Annotated in this window: 17 protein-coding genes and 1 tRNA gene; 2 read left to right on the forward strand and 16 right to left on the reverse strand. The window is 61.7% G+C overall.

Features of this window, described 5'->3' with window-relative positions:
* Positions 1-76: 76 nt before the first annotated feature.
* From nuoI to RI103_RS13310, 16 genes are all read right to left on the reverse strand, one after another.
* Positions 77-565, reverse strand: coding sequence for an NADH-quinone oxidoreductase subunit NuoI (gene nuoI / locus RI103_RS13235; protein ID WP_012432383.1), 489 nt, complete (start codon positions 563-565; stop codon positions 77-79).
* A gap of 15 nt (positions 566-580) precedes the next feature.
* On the reverse strand, positions 581-1,645 hold the full coding sequence (gene nuoH / locus RI103_RS13240; protein WP_310812442.1) for an NADH-quinone oxidoreductase subunit NuoH: 1,065 nt from the start codon (positions 1,643-1,645) through the stop codon (positions 581-583).
* Positions 1,646-3,979, reverse strand: coding sequence for an NADH-quinone oxidoreductase subunit NuoG (nuoG, locus tag RI103_RS13245; RefSeq protein ID WP_310812443.1), 2,334 nt, complete (start codon positions 3,977-3,979; stop codon positions 1,646-1,648).
* 112 nt (positions 3,980-4,091) lie between these two features.
* Positions 4,092-5,420, reverse strand: a complete 1,329-nt coding sequence (nuoF, locus tag RI103_RS13250) for an NADH-quinone oxidoreductase subunit NuoF (RefSeq protein WP_310812444.1) — start codon at positions 5,418-5,420, stop codon at positions 4,092-4,094.
* Positions 5,417-5,902: an NADH-quinone oxidoreductase subunit NuoE gene (nuoE, locus tag RI103_RS13255; RefSeq protein WP_310812445.1), complete on the reverse strand. Its 486-nt coding sequence runs from the start codon at positions 5,900-5,902 to the stop codon at positions 5,417-5,419. Before nuoE ends, nuoF begins: the two co-directional genes overlap by 4 nt.
* Positions 5,903-6,033: 131 nt before the next feature.
* Entirely contained in the window at positions 6,034-7,287 is a 1,254-nt protein-coding gene (locus RI103_RS13260) for an NADH-quinone oxidoreductase subunit D (protein WP_012432378.1), read from the reverse strand.
* A 9-nt stretch (positions 7,288-7,296) separates the two neighbouring features.
* A complete protein-coding gene (locus RI103_RS13265) occupies positions 7,297-7,899 on the reverse strand; it encodes an NADH-quinone oxidoreductase subunit C (protein WP_106280363.1) in 603 nt (200 codons plus the stop codon).
* A 21-nt stretch (positions 7,900-7,920) separates the two neighbouring features.
* Entirely contained in the window at positions 7,921-8,400 is a 480-nt protein-coding gene (locus tag RI103_RS13270) for an NADH-quinone oxidoreductase subunit B family protein (RefSeq protein ID WP_006052903.1), read from the reverse strand.
* Between the two features lie 63 nt (positions 8,401-8,463).
* Positions 8,464-8,823 carry an NADH-quinone oxidoreductase subunit A gene (locus RI103_RS13275; RefSeq protein WP_013339872.1) on the reverse strand — a complete coding sequence of 120 codons (360 nt, stop codon included), beginning with the start codon at positions 8,821-8,823 and terminating at the stop codon, positions 8,464-8,466.
* A gap of 162 nt (positions 8,824-8,985) precedes the next feature.
* Positions 8,986-9,070: transfer RNA gene (locus tag RI103_RS13280), tRNA-Leu, on the reverse strand.
* 113 nt (positions 9,071-9,183) lie between these two features.
* A complete protein-coding gene (gene secG / locus RI103_RS13285) occupies positions 9,184-9,561 on the reverse strand; it encodes a preprotein translocase subunit SecG (RefSeq protein WP_310812446.1) in 378 nt (125 codons plus the stop codon).
* 82 nt (positions 9,562-9,643) lie between these two features.
* Positions 9,644-10,423, reverse strand: a complete 780-nt coding sequence (gene tpiA, locus RI103_RS13290; protein WP_310812447.1) for a triose-phosphate isomerase — start codon at positions 10,421-10,423, stop codon at positions 9,644-9,646.
* Positions 10,424-10,544: 121 nt separating this feature from the next.
* The gene (locus RI103_RS13295; RefSeq protein ID WP_310812448.1) at positions 10,545-11,561 is read right to left on the reverse strand and encodes an NAD(P)H-quinone oxidoreductase; all 1,017 of its coding nucleotides are present in this window, start codon (positions 11,559-11,561) and stop codon (positions 10,545-10,547) included.
* 149 nt (positions 11,562-11,710) lie between these two features.
* Complete coding sequence (pnp, locus tag RI103_RS13300) at positions 11,711-13,858, reverse strand: polyribonucleotide nucleotidyltransferase (RefSeq protein WP_310812449.1); 2,148 nt, start codon at positions 13,856-13,858, stop codon at positions 11,711-11,713.
* 346 nt (positions 13,859-14,204) lie between these two features.
* Complete coding sequence (rpsO, locus tag RI103_RS13305) at positions 14,205-14,477, reverse strand: 30S ribosomal protein S15 (protein WP_011487489.1); 273 nt, start codon at positions 14,475-14,477, stop codon at positions 14,205-14,207.
* 188 nt (positions 14,478-14,665) lie between these two features.
* Positions 14,666-16,033, reverse strand: a complete 1,368-nt coding sequence (locus RI103_RS13310) for a branched-chain amino acid ABC transporter substrate-binding protein (RefSeq protein ID WP_310812450.1) — start codon at positions 16,031-16,033, stop codon at positions 14,666-14,668.
* A 184-nt stretch (positions 16,034-16,217) separates the two neighbouring features.
* Here RI103_RS13310 and RI103_RS13315 point away from each other — a divergent pair, with 184 nt between their 5' ends.
* Together RI103_RS13315 and RI103_RS13320 are read left to right on the forward strand one after the other, a co-directional pair.
* On the forward strand, positions 16,218-16,769 hold the full coding sequence (locus tag RI103_RS13315; RefSeq protein ID WP_116119424.1) for a hypothetical protein: 552 nt from the start codon (positions 16,218-16,220) through the stop codon (positions 16,767-16,769).
* A 223-nt stretch (positions 16,770-16,992) separates the two neighbouring features.
* Positions 16,993-17,628 (forward strand): carbonic anhydrase, encoded by a 636-nt coding sequence (locus RI103_RS13320; RefSeq protein ID WP_310812451.1) that lies wholly within the window; start codon positions 16,993-16,995, stop codon positions 17,626-17,628.
* The last annotated feature ends 8 nt before the right edge of the window (positions 17,629-17,636 follow it).

The raw sequence follows: 17,636 nt of genomic DNA on the forward strand, positions 1-17,636 counted from the left end.
CGCGGCGCCCGGCCCGACAACAGGCCGTGATTGCTGCATTTACTGCCGCATTGACTACTTTATTAACTAAAGCGCTTCAACGATACGGTGCGTCGGCTGCCTTGTTCGCCGCGATCTCCGCTTCATAGCGATCGCCCACGGCCAGCAGCATGTCTTTCGTGAAGTACAGGTCGCCACGCTTCTCGCCGTGATACTCGAGAATGTGCGTTTCGACGATCGAATCGACCGGGCAGCTCTCTTCGCAGAAACCGCAGAAGATGCACTTGGTCAGGTCGATGTCGTAACGCGTGGTGCGGCGGGTGTTGTCCGCGCGCGTTTCCGACTCAATCGTAATGGCGAGCGCCGGGCACACCGCTTCGCACAGCTTGCAGGCGATGCAGCGCTCTTCGCCGTTTTCATAGCGGCGCAATGCGTGCAGGCCGCGGAAACGCGGGGAGATCGGGGTCTTCTCTTCCGGGAATTGCACGGTCACCTTGCGCTGGAACGTGTAACGTCCGGTCAGCGCGAGGCCTTTGAGCAACTCCGTGAGAAAGAAGGTCTTGAAAAAATTTTGGATTGCGGTCATGGGTTCATCCGCCCTTTAATTCCAGATGTTCAACGGCGACATGATCCAGAAACCGACCACCACCAGCCACACCACGCAGACCGGAATGAAGATCTTCCAGCCCAGACGCATGATCTGGTCATAGCGATAGCGCGGGAATGTGGCACGCGCCCAGATGAACACCGACAACAGCAGGAAAACCTTGGCGACGAGCCATACGATGCCCGGGACGAACGACAGGAAGCCGAACGGTGCGCTCCAGCCGCCGAGGAACAGTGTTGCAGCCAATGCCGAGATCACGATCATGTTGATGTACTCGGCGAGGAAGAACAGCGCGAACGCCATACCCGAGTAATCGATCATGTGGCCCGCGACGATTTCCGACTCCCCTTCCACCACGTCGAACGGGTGACGGTTCGTTTCGGCGATGCCCGAGATGAAGTACACGACGAACATCGGCAGCAGCGGAAGCCAGTTCCACGACAGGAAGTTCAAACCGTGCGACGCGAAGAAGCCGTGTTCCTGCGAACTGACGATGCCCGACAGGTTCAGCGTGCCGGCCGTCATCAGCACGACGACGAGCGCGAAGCCCATCGAGATTTCGTACGACACCATCTGTGCCGCGGCGCGCATGGCGCCAAGGAACGCGTACTTCGAGTTCGACGCCCAGCCCGCCAGAATCACGCCGTACACGCCGACTGACGAAATCGCCATCGCATACAGCAGACCCGCGTTGATGTCACCGAGCACCGCGCCCGCCTGGAACGGAATCACCGCCCAGACCGCGAAAGCCGGCACCACCACCATGATCGGCGCGATCATGTAGATCCAGCGGCTCGCCTGCGCCGGCTGAATCACTTCTTTCAGCAACAGCTTCAGCACGTCGGCGATCGGCTGCAGCAGACCTGCGGGGCCGACGCGGTTCGGGCCGAGACGCACGTGCATCCAGCCGATCAGCTTACGCTCCCACAGAATCAGGTAAGCCACGCACAGCAGGATCACGACGGCCACCACCAGGATGCGCACCAGTGCCCACACCGTGGGCCATGCCACACCGAGAAGCTGGGTGCCGCCCGAGTTGATCGTATCGAACAAGCTCATTTACGCCTTCTCCACCAGCAGTTCACCGAACAGGCTGCCCAGCGCTGCACCGGCAGGCGTAGCCGCCGATACGCGGACGACCGTCTCCGCAAGATTTGTGTCGCGCACGGCCGGCAACTGCACCGATTGCTCGCCCTGACGCACGCGCACCGCGTCGCCTTCCTTCAAACCCAGTTTGTCGAACAACGCAGCCGGCAGACCGACCGAGTTCGCTGCACGTGCCGCCGCGGTCAGATGCAGCGACTCGGCGCGACGCACCAGCGCGTCGGCGTGATAGATCGGCACGTTCGCAATACGCTCGAACTTGCCTTCCGCCGCTTTGACCGCCTTACCGCGCGTAACCGTAACGCCCGTCTTGTTCGACAGACGCGAGTTCAGTTCGCCGTCGCCGAGGGCGGCCGTGCGCACTTCTTCCGACGTGTCGAATTCGAAACCGGGGACGCCCAGCAGGCTACCGAGCACGCGCAATACCTTCCATGCCGGACGCGTATCGCCGAGCGGACGCACGACGCCGTTGAACGTCTGCACCGTACCTTCGGCGTTGACGAACGTACCGGCCGTTTCCGTGAACGGAGCGATCGGCAGCAGCACGTCGGCGTATTCCGCGCCGGTCTGGAACGGCGAGAGCACGACAACCATTTCAGCCTGCTTCAGCGCGGCCAGAGCCTGCGCCGGATTGGCCGTGTCGAACTCCGGTTCGACATTCAGAAGCACATAACCCTTGCGCGGCTGCTCGAACACTTCGCGAGCGTTCAGACCGCCCTCGCCCGGCAACGCGTTCACGAGATGCGCGCCGACCGTGTTGGCCGCTTCCGTGAGGAAGCCCAGCGTCGCGCCGGTCGCGTCCGCGATCCATTGCGCCGCGGCGTGAATGATGGCGAAGTCCGGATGACGGACCGCGCTGTTGCCCAGCAACACGAGGCGGCGTTCGCCCGTGGCGAGCGATTTCGCGATTCGCTTGTTCACATCCGTGGGCTGCGTGCCGGCGAAAGCTTCCGGCAGCGCCACGCCGTTGGCTTCCGACACCGCCCCGGCGATACCCGCCAGCGCGTCGAGCCAGGCCGACGGCGCCGCCACCACGCGCTCCGCTTGCGGAATCAGCGCGTCGTCATTGGTGGCCTGCACGAGTGTGAGCTTCGCGCCGCCCTTCGCGGCTTGACGCAGACGCGCGGCGAACAGCGGATGATCGCGGCGCAGATCCGAACCGATCACCAGTGCGGCGTCGACGTTCGACAGATCGGCGATAGCGGTGCCGAGCCACGGCGTACCGTTGAGCGCCGCGGAGAAATCCGACTGACGCAGACGGAAGTCGACGTTAGGCGTGCCGACTGCTTGCGCCAATTGTTTCAACAGGAACAGTTCTTCAACCGTGCTGTGCGCGCTGCCAAGCGCGGCCAGCGCGTTCGCGCCATGGTCGCTCTTGATGCCCTTCAAACCCTTCACCACATATTCGAGCGCGGTCTGCCAGTCGGCCTCGACCCACTTGCCGCCTTGCTTGAGCATCGGCTGAGTCAGACGCTCGGGGCTGTTCAGGCCTTCGTACGAGAAGCGGTCCTTGTCCGAAATCCAGCATTCGTTGATGGATTCGTTTTCGAACGGCAGAACACGCATCACGCGATTGTTCTTCACTTGCACCACGAGGTTCGCGCCGACGGAATCGTGCGGGCTCACCGACTTGCGGCGCGACAGTTCCCACGTGCGGGCGCTGTAACGGAACGGCTTGCTGGTCAGCGCGCCGACCGGGCACAGATCGATCATGTTGCCCGACAGTTCGGAATCCACCGTCTTGCCGACGAACGACGTGATTTCCGAATGCTCGCCGCGCCCCAGCATGCCGAGTTCCATCACGCCGGCCACTTCCTGGCCAAAACGGACGCAACGCGTGCAGTGGATGCAACGCGACATTTCTTCCATGGAGATCAGCGGGCCGACGTTCTTGTGGAACACCACGCGCTTTTCTTCGCTATAGCGCGAGGCCGACTTGCCGTAGCCCACGGCCAGATCCTGCAACTGGCACTCACCGCCCTGGTCGCAGATCGGGCAATCCAGCGGGTGGTTGATCAGCAGGAATTCCATCACGGCTTGCTGGCCCTTCACCGCCTTGTCCGACTTGGTGCGCACGATCATGCCGGCCGATACCGGCGTGGCGCATGCGGGCACGGCTTTCGGCATCTTTTCGACGTCAACCAGACACATCCGGCAGTTGGCCGCAATCGACAGCTTCTTGTGATAGCAGAAGTGAGGAATGTACGTGTCGACCTTATGCGCAGCCTGGATCACCATGCTGCCCTCGGGCACCTCAACTTTCTTGCCGTCTATTTCAAGTTCAACCATGATGGCCAATCTTCCTTAACCTGTTACCGCTCAATCGTTCGCCTGTTCATCGACTGCTTTCAGGCGATGAACCCCGCGGATGGCATGTTCTTCTGCGTGCTTATCTGCTGACTCAAGCTGCAACGGTTTCCGACGCCGCTGCTGCGCCGGCGTGACCGCCGACGAGGCAATGCTTGTGCGCGACGTGATATTCGAATTCATCCCAGTAGTGCTTGAGCATGCCGCGAACCGGCATGGCCGCTGCATCGCCGAGCGCGCAAATCGTGCGGCCCATGATGTTTTCAGCGACCGAGTTCAGCAGATCCAGATCTTCCGGACGGCCGAGCCCATGCTCGATACGATGCACGACGCGATACAGCCAGCCCGTGCCTTCGCGGCAAGGCGTGCACTGACCACACGATTCTTCGTAATAGAAATACGACAGACGCAACAACGAACGCACCATGCAACGCGTCTCGTCCATGACGATGACCGCGCCCGAACCGAGCATCGAGCCGGCCTTGGCGATCGAGTCGTAGTCCATGTCGGTCTGCATCATGATGTCGCCCGGAATCACCGGTGCCGACGAGCCACCAGGAATCACGGCCTTGATCTTCTTGCCGCCGCGCATGCCGCCGGCGAGGTCCATCAGTGTCGAGAACGGCGTGCCGAGCGGGATTTCGTAATTGCCCGGACGTTCGACGTCGCCAGCAACGGAGAAAATCTTCGTGCCGCCGTTATTCGGCTTGCCGATTTCGAGGTAATTCTGCGGACCGATCGCGAGCAGGAACGGCACTGCGGCGAACGTCTCGGTGTTGTTGATCGTGGTCGGCTTGCCGTACACGCCGAAGCTCGCCGGGAACGGCGGCTTGAAGCGCGGCTGGCCTTTCTTGCCTTCCAGCGATTCGAGCAGCGCGGTTTCTTCGCCGCAGATATAGGCGCCGTAACCGTGGTGCGCATGGAGTTCGAACGAGAAGCCCGAACCCATGATGTTTTCGCCGAGGAACCCCGCGCGGCGCGCTTCGTCCAACGCTTGTTCAAAGCGTTTGTAGACTTCCCAGATTTCGCCGTGGATATAGTTGTAGCCGACCGTGATGCCCATGGCGTACGCGCCGATGGCCATGCCTTCGATCAGCGAATGCGGATTGAAGCGCAGGATGTCGCGGTCTTTGAACGTGCCCGGTTCGCCTTCGTCCGAGTTGCAGACGAGATACTTCTGGCCGGGAAACTGACGCGGCATGAAGCTCCACTTCAAGCCGGTCGGGAAGCCTGCACCGCCGCGGCCACGCAGACCCGACGCCTTGACGTCGGCGATCACCTGCTCGGGCGGAATCTTCTCTTCCAGAATACGGCGCAGCTGGGCGTAACCGCCGCGCGCCACGTAGTCTTCGAGATGCCAGTTATCGCCGTTCAGGCCAGCGAGAATCAGCGGTTTGATGTGACGATCGTGTAAAGACGTCATTTCGAAAGTTCCTCGAGCAGCTGGTCGATCTTCGCGCGGCTCATGAAGCTGCACATGCGATGGTTGTTCACCAGCATCACCGGCGCGTCGCCGCACGAACCCATGCACTCACCTTCTTTGAGGGTGAACTTGCCGTCGGGCGTGGTTTCGCCGAAGTCGATGCCGAGCTTCTGCTTCAGATATTCAGCGGCGCTGTCCGAGCCACCGTCCGGGCCGAGCTGGCACGGCAGGTTGGTGCAGAGCGTGATCTTGTACTTGCCGACCGGCGAGGTCTCGTACATCGTGTAGAAGGTAGCCACCTCCTGCACGGCGACTGCCGGCATGCCGAGATAGTCCGCGACGAACTGCATGAGTTCGGGCGACAGCCAGCCATGCTCTTCCTGAGCAGTGGCCAACGCCGACATCACGGCGGACTGTTTCTGATCGACGGGATACTTGGCGATCGCGCGATCGATTTCTTTCAGGCCTTCAGCTGAGATCATTTTCAGACACGACTCTTTCAATTCCTACCGAACGAAAACCTGTCGCGCGCTGCATGATGCGACAGACCCGGCGTTCCTTTGCTTGACGCGCGCTTCGGTGCAATCTGAAGGCGCGCTCTGATGAATACGTCCTAGCGATCCACTTCGCCGAACACGATGTCCTGCGTGCCGATGATCGTCACGGCGTCGGCGATCATGTGGCCGCGCGCCATTTCATCCAGCGTGGACAGGTGTGCATAGCCCGGCGCGCGGATCTTCAGGCGATACGGCTTGTTGGCGCCGTCGGAGATCAGATAGATGCCGAATTCGCCCTTCGGATGCTCGACCGCGGCGTATGCTTCGCCTTCCGGCACGTGGAAGCCTTCCGTGAAGAGCTTGAAGTGGTGAATCAACTCTTCCATGTTCGACTTCATGCCCACACGCGACGGCGGCGCAACCTTGTGATTGTCGATCATCACGGGGCCCGGATTCTTACGCAGCCACTCAATGCACTGTTTCACGATCCGTGTGGACTGACGCATTTCTTCAACACGCACCAGATAGCGGTCGTAACAATCGCCATTCACGCCGACTGGAATGTCGAAATCGAGCTTGTCGTAGACTTCGTACGGCTGCTTCTTACGCAAGTCCCACTCGATGCCCGAGCCACGCAACATCGCGCCCGTCATACCGAGATTCAGCGCGCGTTCCGGGCTGACCACGCCGATACCGACCAGACGTTGCTTCCAGATCCGGTTGTCGGTGAGCAGCGTTTCGTATTCGTCGACGCACTTCGGGAAACGCGTAAAGAAGTCGTCGATGAAGTCGAGCAGCGAGCCCTGGCGGTTTTCGTTCATCTTCGACAATGCCTTCGCATTGCGAATCTTCGATGCCTTGTACTGCGGCATGGCGTCCGGCAGATCGCGATAGACACCGCCCGGACGATAGTAAGCCGCGTGCATCCGTGCGCCGGACACTGCTTCGTACACGTCCATCAGATCTTCACGTTCACGGAACGCGTACAGAAACACCGCCATCGCGCCGACGTCGAGCGCGTGCGCGCCGATCCACATCAGGTGGTTCAGCACGCGTGTGACTTCATCGAACATCACGCGGATGTATTGCGCGCGCACCGGCACCTCGATGCCGAGCAGCTTTTCGATCGCCATCACATAGCCGTGCTCGTTGACCATCATCGACACGTAGTCGAGACGGTCCATGTACGGCACCGACTGGATGAATGTTTTGGTTTCGGCGAGCTTTTCAGTCGCGCGATGCAGCAGGCCGATGTGCGGATCGGCGCGCTGGATGACTTCGCCGTCGAGTTCGAGCACGAGGCGCAGCACGCCGTGCGCTGCCGGGTGCTGAGGGCCGAAGTTGAGCGTGTAGTTCTTGATCTCTGCCATGGCGTTCTCTTAGTGTTTCAGACCGCCATAGCGATCTTCGCGGATCACGCGCGGCGTGATTTCTCGCGGCTCGATCGTCACAGGCTGATAGACGACGCGCTTCTCTTCCGGGTCATAACGCATTTCGACGTAGCCGGAGACAGGGAAATCTTTACGGAACGGGTGACCAATGAAACCGTAGTCGGTCAGGATGCGGCGCAGGTCCGGGTGGCCTTCGAAAACGATGCCGTACAGGTCGAATGCTTCGCGCTCGTACCAGTTGACCGAATTCCAGATCTCGACGACAGACGGCAGGATCGGCACTTCGTCGTCCGGTGCGAACACACGCAGACGCAGACGCCAGTTGTTCTGCACCGACAACAAATGCAGCACGGCCGCGAAACGCGGGCCGTCGTAAGCGCCCTCGGCGTATGTTTGATAGTCGACGCCGCACAGATCCACGCATTGCTCGAAACCGAGCGAGCGGTCGTCGCGCAGACGCGTTGCCACGTTGAGGTAGTCGCCAGCCTTCACGACGATCGTCAACTCACCGATTGCTTCGCTGAGGTTCAGCAGGAGGCCGCCAAAGGCCGCCTCGAGGTTCGCTTTCAGGGTCTCGAGTTTGCTTGCCATATTGTGGGGGAGGCGTTGGCCTTATTGACGGGCGATTGTGTTGGTGCGTCGAATCTTGGCCTGTAGCTGGATCACGCCGTACACCAGCGCTTCCGCCGTGGGCGGACAACCCGGCACATAGACGTCGACCGGCACGATCCGGTCACAGCCACGGACCACCGAATACGAGTAGTGGTAATAGCCACCGCCGTTCGCGCACGAGCCCATCGAGATCACCCAGCGCGGCTCGGCCATCTGGTCATAGACCTTGCGCAGAGCCGGCGCCATCTTGTTGCACAGTGTGCCGGCGACGATCATCACGTCCGACTGACGCGGACTCGGACGAAACACCACACCGAAACGGTCGAGGTCATAACGGGCAGCGCCCGCGTGCATCATCTCGACCGCACAGCATGCAAGACCGAACGTCATCGGCCACAACGAGCCGGTGCGCGTCCAGTTGATCAGCTTGTCAGCCGTGGTGGTGACAAACCCTTCCTTCAAGACCCCTTCGATACTCATTTGCTTTCCACTCCAGACGGGGCGGCAAGCCTTGGCCACCCACGCAAACCGGCGATTAATCCATCATTCCCAGTCGAGGCCGCCCTTCTTCCAGATATAGGCGAAGCCCAGCAGGAACTCGAGCAGGAAAATCATCATTGCCATGAAGCCGGGCCAGCCGATGTCGCGCAAGGCAACGCCCCACGGGAACAGGAACGCGGTTTCAAGGTCGAAAATGATGAAGAGAATGGCGACGAGGTAATAGCGCACGTCGAACTTCATGCGCGCATCTTCGAATGCTTCGAAGCCGCACTCGTACGGTGCGTTTTTCTCGGTATCGGGCTTGTTGGGACCGAGGATCTTGCCGATACTGACCAGTGCTACGCCTAAACCGGTGCCCACAACGAGGAACAACAAGACGGGGAAATAGGCTGCGAGGTTCAAGACTATCCTCAATCGGTTGGTTCTGAGTGCCGTCAGGAGCATAGCACTCCTGACGCGAAATCACTTCCGAAATGCACACGCCGCAAGTCCAACGCAAGCCGCACGCCAGAAGTGAAAATGCCAGCCGAAGCGAAGCAAGCGGCTGGCATTTAGATAACATTTTGGTGCCGACGGCGAGACTCGAACTCGCACAGCTTTCGCCACTACCCCCTCAAGATAGCGTGTCTACCAATTTCACCACGTCGGCACTGCATGCAATCCGGGAAAACAACTTATAAAACCCGCGAATCGCTTCAAGACTTAGATTGTAACTGGTCTAAACAGATTGTTCAACGCACAAAAGCACGTTTGAACGAAAATTTATTTCGGCACGTCGGTTGCCGGGACGGAGGCGGCCGATGCCGGCAAAACAGCCGAGCCACCTGCCGGTGCCGAAACAGCCGATGCAGCAACCGGTGCAGTCACAGCCGCGCCCAGCACGCCTGCCGAAGGTTTCGAGCGGTACGCGCCGAGGTAAGTGAGCGTCAGCGTGGTGACAAAAAACACCGCGGCGAGCACCGCCGTTGTACGCGACAAAAAGTTTGCCGAACCGGTCGCGCCGAACAGGCTGCCCGACGCGCCGCTACCAAAAGCTGCGCCCATATCGGCGCCTTTGCCGTGTTGCAGCAAGACAAGGCCGATGACCCCGAGTGCCGACAACAGCTGAACGACGATAATCAATGTTTTCAAATACAGCATCACACTCACCTGAGTCTTTATTTAACCGCGCCACACACTACGTGTTTCACGGGATGGGGTCATCCTCGCCAAGGCGCCCTGCTTAACCGGCGACGCTCGTTGCGGCCGCCGCCTTGCAGATCGCCAGGAAATCCTGGTCTTTCAACGACGCGCCGCCGATCAGGCCACCGTCGATATCCGGCTGGCGGAACAATTCTTCCGCGTTTTCCGGCTTCACACTGCCGCCATACAACAGCGGCACATCCGCGACCGCCGCGCCCTTTGCCGCCAGACGCGCACGCAGGAACGCATGGACTGCCTGCGCCTGCTCCGAGCTTGCACTTTTGCCGGTGCCGATCGCCCAAACCGGCTCATACGCGACAACCAGCCGCGCAGCCTCTTGCACCGACAATTTCGCCAGCACTTCTTCCAGTTGCGCGCCGACCACCTGCTCGGTCGAACCGGCCTCGCGCTCTTCAAGCGTTTCGCCGACACAGACGATCGGCGTCAAACCCGCTTCCAGCACGCGCTGCGTTTTCACCGCGACCAGTTCAGCGCTTTCGCGATGATAGGCACGGCGTTCCGAGTGGCCGACGATCGCGAGCGTGGCGCCGAACTCCGCCACCATCGGCGCGGCCACTTCGCCGGTATAGGCGCCATGCGTGAACGCTGACACGTCCTGCACGCCCCATACGACCCGGCTGCCTTCCAGCAACGATCGAGACTGCGCGAGGTACGGACTCGGCACGCAAACCCCGACGCGCACGTCGGCCGGCAATTCGCCCGCGCCCTGCGCCACCGCTTGCAACAGCGTGGCATTTTCGACGAGGCACCCGTGCATCTTCCAGTTACCGACTACCAGCTTGGCTCGTTGTTTCGACATCGTCTCGTCTTGTCTTGGCGGCGGACTTTGTTTGCGCTAACAGTCCGCCTTTCGGTTTCATGCGGCGTGCGCAAAACGCGCAATTTTACTGCGTGGGGTGGATCGGGTCAAACCGACCGCGTCAAGCGTCCTGACCCCAAGACAGTACGATCTTGCCGACATGCGTGCTGCTCTCCATCAGCGCGTGCGCGTCGGCAGCCTGCGCGGCTGGAAATACGCGATGCACCACTGGCTTGATGCGGCCATCTTCGAGATGCGGCCAGACATGCTGCTTCAACTGCGCGGCAATCTTCGCCTTGAATTCGATCGGCCGCGGACGCAGCGTCGAACCGGTCACCGTCAAACGGCGGCGCAAGACTTCGTTCAGGTTCAGTTCCGCTTTCGCGCCGCCCAGCAACGCGATCAATACGATGCGGCCGCCGTCGGCCAATGCCGTGAGCTCGCGCGACACATAACTGCCCGCCACCATGTCGAGCACCACGTCGACGCCGCGGTCGTTGGTCAGCGACTTGATCACCTCGACGAAATCTTCAGTCTTGTAGTTGATCGCCCGCTCGGCGCCCAACGCTTCACATGCACGGCACTTCTCGTCCGAGCCGGCCGTCGCGAACACGCGAAAGCCGAGCGCATGCGCAATCTGGATCGCCGTCACGCCGATGCCACTCGAACCGCCCTGCACCAGCAGCGTTTCGTTCGGCGCGCCTTCGCCCTTGCCGAGTTGCGCACGGTCGAACACATTGCTCCACACCGTGAAGAACGTTTCCGGCAGTGAAGCCGCTTCGACATCGGACAAACCGGCCGGTACCGGCAGGCATTGCAGCAACGGCGCGACTGCGTATTCCGCATAACCGCCGCCGGCCAGCAACGCGCACACGCGATCGCCAACCTTCAGACCGAACGGGTTGTTCTTCTCGTCGATCGACCCTTCGACGATTTCGCCCGCCACTTCCAGCCCCGGCAGATCCGACGCACCCGGCGGCGGCGCATAGCCGCCTTTGCGCTGGAACACGTCCGGACGGTTGATGCCGGATGCGGCCACCTTGATCAGCACCTCGCCTGCTTTCGGCTGCGGCATGGGCCGCTCAGCCAGCTTCAGGACGTCCGGCGCTCCGAATTCGGTGATTTCGATCGCTTTCATCTGCGTCAACTCCAAGATTGGATTGCGTTGCATGCCGGGATGAACACTAGAGTACCCGTTTCTCATTACCTGCAACGCAATCCATCCTGCACCCTTCATAAAAAACGGCCGGCGCGCATTCGCGCTGCCGGCCGTTGTCTGTTACCGCATTACTGCGGCGTCGGTTCGCCTTGCGGCGCGCCGTTTGCACCTTCATTCAGCAACGCCTTGGCCGACAAACGCACGCGGCCCTTTTCGTCCGTCTGGATGACCTTGACCTTCACTTGCTGGCCGTCCTTCAGATAGTCGTTGATGTCCTTGATGCGCTCGTTGGCGATTTCGGAAATGTGCAGCAGACCATCCTTGCCCGGCAGGATGTTGACGATCGCGCCGAAATCGAGCAGCTTGAGCACGGTGCCTTCGTACACTTGGCCCACTTCGACTTCCAGCGTGATGTTCTCGATACGCTTCTTCGCTTCGGCCATGCCTTCGCTGCTGGTGCTGGCGATGGTGACGACGCCGTCGTCCGAGATATCGATCGTCGTGCCGGTTTCTTCGGTCAGCGCGCGGATCACCGAACCACCCTTGCCGATCACGTCGCGGATCTTTTCCGGATTGATCTTGATGGTGATCATGCGCGGTGCGTAGTCCGACAGCACCGTGTTCGCGCCCGACACCGCCGAGGTCATCTTGCCGAGGATGTGCAGACGGCCTTCCTTCGCTTGCGCGAGGGCAACCTGCATGATTTCCTTGGTGATGCCCTGGATCTTGATGTCCATCTGCAGCGCGGTCACGCCTTGCTCCGTGCCCGCCACCTTGAAGTCCATGTCGCCGAGGTGATCTTCGTCGCCGAGGATGTCGGTCAGCACGGCAAACTTGTTGCCTTCCAGGATCAGGCCCATGGCGATGCCGGCGACGTGCGCCTTCATCGGCACGCCGGCGTCCATCAGCGCGAGGCAGCCGCCGCACACCGAAGCCATCGACGAGGAACCGTTCGATTCCGTGATTTCCGACACCACGCGAATCGAGTAGCCGAATTCGTCGGCGCTCGGCAGGCACGCAGCCAGCGCACGCTTGGCCAGACGGCCGTGACCGATTTCACGGCGCTTCGGCGAACCGACGCGGCCCGTTTCGCCAGTCGCGAACGGAGGCATGTTGTAGTGAAGCATGAAGCGTTCGCGGTACTCGCCTTCGAGCGCGTCGATGTTCTGCTCGTCGCCCTTCGTGCCCAGCGTGGCCACCACCAGCGCCTGCGTTTCGCCGCGCGTGAACAGTGCCGAACCGTGAGTACGCGGCAGCACGCCGGTACGGATTTCGATCGGACGCACCGTGCGCGTGTCGCGGCCGTCGATACGCGGTTCGCCGTTCAGGATCTGCGTACGGACGATCTTCGCTTCGATGTCGAACAGCACGTTGCCGACGGTTGCCTTGTCGGCCGCCACCGTGCCGCCTGCTGCGGCGTCTTCTTCCAGCTTCGCCGACGTGGCTGCGTAGACTTCCTTCAGCTTGGTCGAACGGGCTTGCTTGTCGCGCAGTTGGTACGCGGCGAGCAGGTCGGCTTGCGCCAGTTCCGTCACGCGCGCGATCAGCGGCTCGTTCTTCGCCGCCGGTTGCCAATCCCATTCCGGCTTGCCGCCTTCGCGGACCAGTTCGTGGATCGCGTCGATCGCGATCTGCATTTGCTCATGGCCGAACACCACGCCGCCGAGCATCACTTCTTCGCTCAGTTGCTGCGCTTCCGATTCCACCATCAGCACCGCGCGTTCCGTACCGGCGACGATCAGGTCGAGCGCCGATTCCTTCATTTGCGGACGCGTCGGGTTCAACACGTATTCGTTGTTGATGTAGGCCACGCGTGCTGCGCCGACCGGGCCGTTGAACGGCAGACCCGACACGGCGAGCGCCGCCGACGCGCCGATCAGCGCGGGAATGTCAGCGGGGATTTCGGGGTTCAGCGACAGGACGTGGATCACGACCTGGACTTCGTTGTAGAAGCCTTCCGGGAACAGCGGACGCAGCGGTCTGTCGATCAGGCGCGAGATCAGCGTTTCGCCTTCCGACGGACGGCCTTCGCGGCGGAAGAAGCCACCGGGGATCTTGCCGGCCGCGTAGGTCTTTTCGAGGTAGTCGACGGTCAGCGGGAAAAAGTCCTGACCCGGCTTGGCCGTCTTGGCGCCGACCACGGTGGCCAGCACCACGGTATCTTCGACGTCGACGATCACGGCACCGCTCGCCTGGCGAGCGATTTCGCCGGTTTCGAGGCGAACCTTATGTTGTCCCCACTGAAATTCTTTGACGATCTTATTGAACATAGTCATTGCTTTTCCTCTTCGTAATACCGCGCGGACCAGAAGCGGCGCGGCAACGCCAGGACCGGCGCCGCATGGGAAGAGTAGTGTTATGCCATTCCAGAGAGCCACGCCCTACATCGAGTACGCGCGCGAACCGCTGGAATGACACAAAGCTCCGCCCCTGAAGCCCGGCCGTGAATCCCTTATTTGCTGCTTTGCTCTACTGCTTTACTGCTCCTGCCTGCCCCCGCCGCATGAACCGGCATGCCACTGCGGAGAACAGCCGGCGCGCATCACATGAAGCGCACCGTGCAAAAACAAAATGCCTGTATCAGTGGAACTGACACAGGCATCTTGCTGAACGACTGGCCGATTACTTACGCAGACCCAGCTTCTCGATCAGTGCGCGGTAACGATCCGCGTCCTTACCCTTCAGGTAGTCGAGCAGCTTACGACGGCGGCTCACCATGCGCAGCAGACCGCGGCGGCTGTGGTGATCTTTCGTGTGTGCCTTGAAGTGAACGGTCAGTTCGTTGATGCGGGTCGTGAGCAGCGCGACCTGAACTTCGGGGGAGCCGGTGTCGTTAGCTGCGCGTGCGAATTGCGCAACGACTTCGGACTTCTTGCTTGTTTCAACTGCGGACATGTCGATTTCCTTAAGAACTAGACAGGCGGTCACGGAAGAAAGGCCGTGCCGTGGGTTACCCGTGTGCTTTCAATATTGCCGACGCACCTTTGACAAAGGCTCGCCTCACAACGGGACGCGTATTGTAGCACAGCCGATTCCGGCCGCGAAGCCCGCTGTGTCGGGCGATGGCGCGCGCCGCGCCTGCGTCACGGCCGCTTCATCTTGCAGACACTCGGCAAGACGGTGCGCTCGGGCGGCAACGCCAGCACCGTGCGAAAACCGTAGCCGGAGCCTTCGTTATCGAAATGCACGCCCGGCGCACCGGCTTTGTCCATCTCCATCACGTAAAGGGGCTGGATCAATTGATGGTCGGCGGCGCGCATCCACGAGGCGTGGAAGCCGTTGTCGAACTTGATGCCCTCGAGGGCTTTCGCCACCGCCGTCGGGTCGGCACTGCCGGCGCGAGTCATCGCGGCGGCCAGGGTTTCGATCATCAACGGCATGCGCAGCACCGGGTAATCGTCCTGCGCGGCCGGGAAGCGCGCCCGGAAGGCGGCGTACCAGGCGTCGGACGCCGCGCCGCCGGCGTTGGGGTGCCAGTCGGCGACCGCTATCACGTGGCCGACGCCGGCGTCGCCCAAGGCCGCGGGCGCGCCCAGACTGTTGCCGTAGAACGTGTAGAACTTCGTGTCCAAGCCCTGCTCGCGCGCGGCCTTGACGAGCAGCGTCAGGTCGTTGCCCCAGTTGCCCGTGATCACCGCGTCCGCGCCGCTCGCACGGATCTTCGCGATGTACGGCGCAAAGTCCTTCACGCGGCCGATCGGATGAAACTCGTCGCCGACCACCGCGATATCCGGACGCTTCGTCGCCAGCGTCGAACGCGCGAGGCTGCTGACGTCGTGCCCGAAGCTGTAATCCTGGTTCAGCAGGTAGACTTTTTTCACCGCCTTGTCGCGCTGGATCACGTCGGCCAGCGCGTCCATGCGCATGCCCGCGTGCGCGTCGAAGCGGAAATGCCAGAAGCTGCAGTTGGCGTTGGTCAGCGCGGGGTCGTCGGCGGAATAGTTGAGGAACAGTTCACGGTTGGCCGGTTCGCGGCTGTTCTGCTTGTCGATCGCGCCGATCAGCGCGGCGGCGACCGCCGAGCTGTTGCCCTGCATGATGTAGCCGATATGGCGGTCGGCGGCCGCGCGCAGTTGTGTGAGCGCTTCTTCGGTGCCGCCCTTGCTGTCGAGCACGACCAGTTCGAACGGATGCGCGCCGTCGGCGAGCTTCACGCCGCCGTGCGCATTGACCTGTTCGACGCCAAAGCGCAAGTTGCGCTCCACCGCCGCGCCCGCGTTGGCGAACGGGCCGGACATGCCTTCGATCAGCGCCAGTTGGATCGGAGCGCCGGTGGGTTTGCTCGCGGGCTTTGTAACCGCGTTGGCTGCCACGTTAGCCGCGGTGCCGGCCACCGGTTTAGTCGCAGTCGCGCCCGGCTCGCTCGCCGCATAAGCAAGCGCGGCCACCGCGGCCATCGATATCGCCGCCAGCGCCGCTGCCGCCTTCCGTTGCCACTTCGCCATCGTCATCGCCCCGCCTGATTGGTGAAAGCGCGGATCATAGGTCGTTCGGGACGGAATAAGCAAGCCGGCGCAAGCGTTATCGTATTGCCCGGCCGGCTCGTCACGAAGCGCAAATCTTTTGCCGCAGCGCGTGTCAAAATAATGCGTCTCGATGATAAAAACCGCTACTCACACGCCATCGGAGGAATACATGTTCAACCGCCATCACAGCACGGCGGCCTCGATCGGAGCGCCGGCCGCAGGGCGCCTGCGCCGCGCGGCGCTCGTCTGTCTGAGCGCACTGGCGCTCGCCGGCTGCGTGCAGCCGTGGCAGCAATACACCCAGGGCGCGGACGAATCGACCATCGTCGCGCGCCTCGGCCCGCCGCGCGAAAGCTACGACCTGCCGAACGGCGGCAAGCGGCTGATGTGGCCGACCCAGCCGATGGGCGAAACCACCACCGCGGCCGACATCGACGCGGCCGGCAAGATCGTCAACGTGCGCCAGGTGCTGCAGCCCAACGAGTTCTATCGCGCGGAAATCGGCAAATGGACCAAGAGCGACGTGCTGGTGAACTTCGGCCGCCCGGTCGAAACGTCGTATTTCCCGCTGATGAAGCGCGAAGTCTGGACCTACCGCTATCTGGAAGACAACGTCTGGTACATGATGTACAGCTTTTATTTCGACGAGCAGGGCATTGTGCGCCTCACGCAGAAAACGCCCGATCCGTTGCACGATCCGGATCGCCGCAGCCTCTTCTGAGCGCCGCCGTACCCGATCGCATGCATCTACGAAGCCGCCTCACCGGGCGGCTTTTTTTTATTTATGGCGCATGGTGGCGCTTTTTATTTCGCGCACGACGGATTTATTTTTTGTTAGAAAGGCTTTCGTAAGCATTGATTCAACGCTGGTCTCTCTTGAGGCCGCACGAGCGCAGCCGTGAATTCGCGCCGAATCAATGCGCCCCCTTATGGAGCCGCTATCGATGAACCGTCCCAAACGTCTGCTGGTCGCCAACGTCGCATGGGCGCATGAAACCGCCGTGCGCAATCCCGAGTTCTTCCGCGATCTGGTACGCGGCCAGAATCCCCACGTGCTGTGGATCGGCTGCTCGGACAGCCGCGTGCCCGCCGAGACCATCACGCATTGCGAGCCGGGCGACCTGTTCGTCCACCGCAACATCGCCAATCTCTTTCAACCCGACGACGACAATTCGGCGAGCGTCCTCGAATACGCGGTGAAGGTGCTGAAGGTCGGCCACGTGGTCGTCTGCGGCCACTACGGATGCGGCGGCGTGCGCGCCGCGCTGTTACCGCCCGAGCCGGGCCTGCCGCATGTGAATCGGCGGATCGCGCCACTCTGCATGCTGGCCAAAGCGCATCACGAAGAATTGCAGGGCCACGAGAGCGAACGTGAACGTGTCAACCGCCTCGCCGAACTGAACGTGCTCGAACAGGTGCGTGGGTTGCGCGCGCACCCCATCGTGCGGGACGCCGATCCGGCACCGCTCGTGCACGGCTGGATCTTCGCGCTCGAAGACGGGCGCATCAAGGTGCTCACATCCGGCTACGAAGCCGACGACGCCATGACCTGCACGACCGCCGCCCACAGCTCCGCCTAGCGCGACAC

The organism is Paraburkholderia sp. FT54 (assembly GCF_031585635.1).
GTDB lineage: Bacteria > Pseudomonadota > Gammaproteobacteria > Burkholderiales > Burkholderiaceae > Paraburkholderia.